Genomic DNA, 1,129 nt, shown 5'->3' on the forward strand with positions numbered 1-1,129 from the left:
GCGGCCGCCCGAGACGATGATCTTGGCGCTGGTCAGTTCCGGACGCTCCGAGGTCGCGATCTCCGAGCCGACGAAGGTCGAGAGACCCTTGTCGCCCGCAACTGGGACGGCTTCCACCGTGCCGCTGCCGCCGGTGGCCGCCGCCTTGTCGAAGGCGGTGCCGCGCACGGTGATCACCAGCTTGCTATCGCTGGTCTGCACCGTGGCGATCGCGTTGCCGGCATAGATCGGCCGGGTGAAGGTGTCCGCACCCTCGACCGAGAGGATGTCCGAGATCTGCATCACGTCGAGCGCGGCGGCAACGCGCGGCGCCACGTTCTTGCCCGTGGTGGTCGCCGGGAAGAGGACTGCGTCATGGCTGTCCATCAGCTGGACGACGAGCGGCGCGACATTCTCGGCGAGGAAATGCTCATAGGCCGCGTCGTCGGCGACATGGACCTTGCCCACGCCTTCGATCTGCGCGGCGGCCTCGGCCACCGCCGAGACGCCCTTGCCGGCAACGAGCAGATGGACTTCGCCCAGCTTTGCCGCCGCGGTGACGGTGGAGAGCGTCGCGTCCTTGACGCTCTGATGGTCGTGTTCGACCCAAACCAGCGTCTTCATCACGCGACTCCCATGCCCTTGAGCTTCTCGACCAGTTCGTCGACCGAGCCCACCTTGATGCCCGCCTGGCGCTTTGCCGGCTCGACGACCTTCAGCGTCTTGAGGCGCGGGGTGACGTCGACGCCGTAATCGGCGACGGTCTTCTTCGCGACCGGCTTGGTCTTCGCCTTCATGATGTTCGGCAGCGTCGCGTAGCGCGGCTCGTTGAGGCGGAGGTCGGTGGTGACGATCGCCGGCAGCTTGAGGTCCACGGTCTCGAGGCCGCCGTCGATTTCGCGGGTGACCTTCACGCGCTCGCCGTCGAGCTCGACCTTCGAGGCGAAGGTGCCCTGCGCCCAGCCGAGCAGCGCGGCGAGCATCTGGCCGGTCTGGTTCGAATCGTCGTCGATCGCCTGCTTGCCGAGGATGATCAGCCCGGGCTGTTCCTCTTCCGCCACCTTGGCGAGCAGCTTGGCGACGGCCAGCGGCTCAACCTCATCGTCGGTCTGGATCAGAATGCCGCGATCGGCGCCCATGGCGCGCGCGG

General features: G+C 67.4%; 2 protein-coding genes. Both read right to left on the reverse strand.

Translation table 11 applies throughout. The features are described from left to right. Nucleotides 1–603, reverse strand: a 603-nt coding sequence (locus SAZ01S_RS23255) for an electron transfer flavoprotein subunit alpha/FixB family protein (RefSeq protein WP_084584696.1), incomplete at its 3' end; no start/stop codon positions are given. Beyond that, nucleotides 603–1,129 (reverse strand): electron transfer flavoprotein subunit beta/FixA family protein (locus tag SAZ01S_RS23260; RefSeq protein ID WP_084584697.1); only part of this gene is annotated, 527 nt, incomplete at its 5' end. The genes SAZ01S_RS23255 and SAZ01S_RS23260, both read right to left, overlap by 1 nt.

The sequence above is a fragment of the Sphingomonas azotifigens NBRC 15497 genome, from assembly GCF_002091475.1.
Lineage (GTDB): Bacteria > Pseudomonadota > Alphaproteobacteria > Sphingomonadales > Sphingomonadaceae > Sphingomonas > Sphingomonas azotifigens.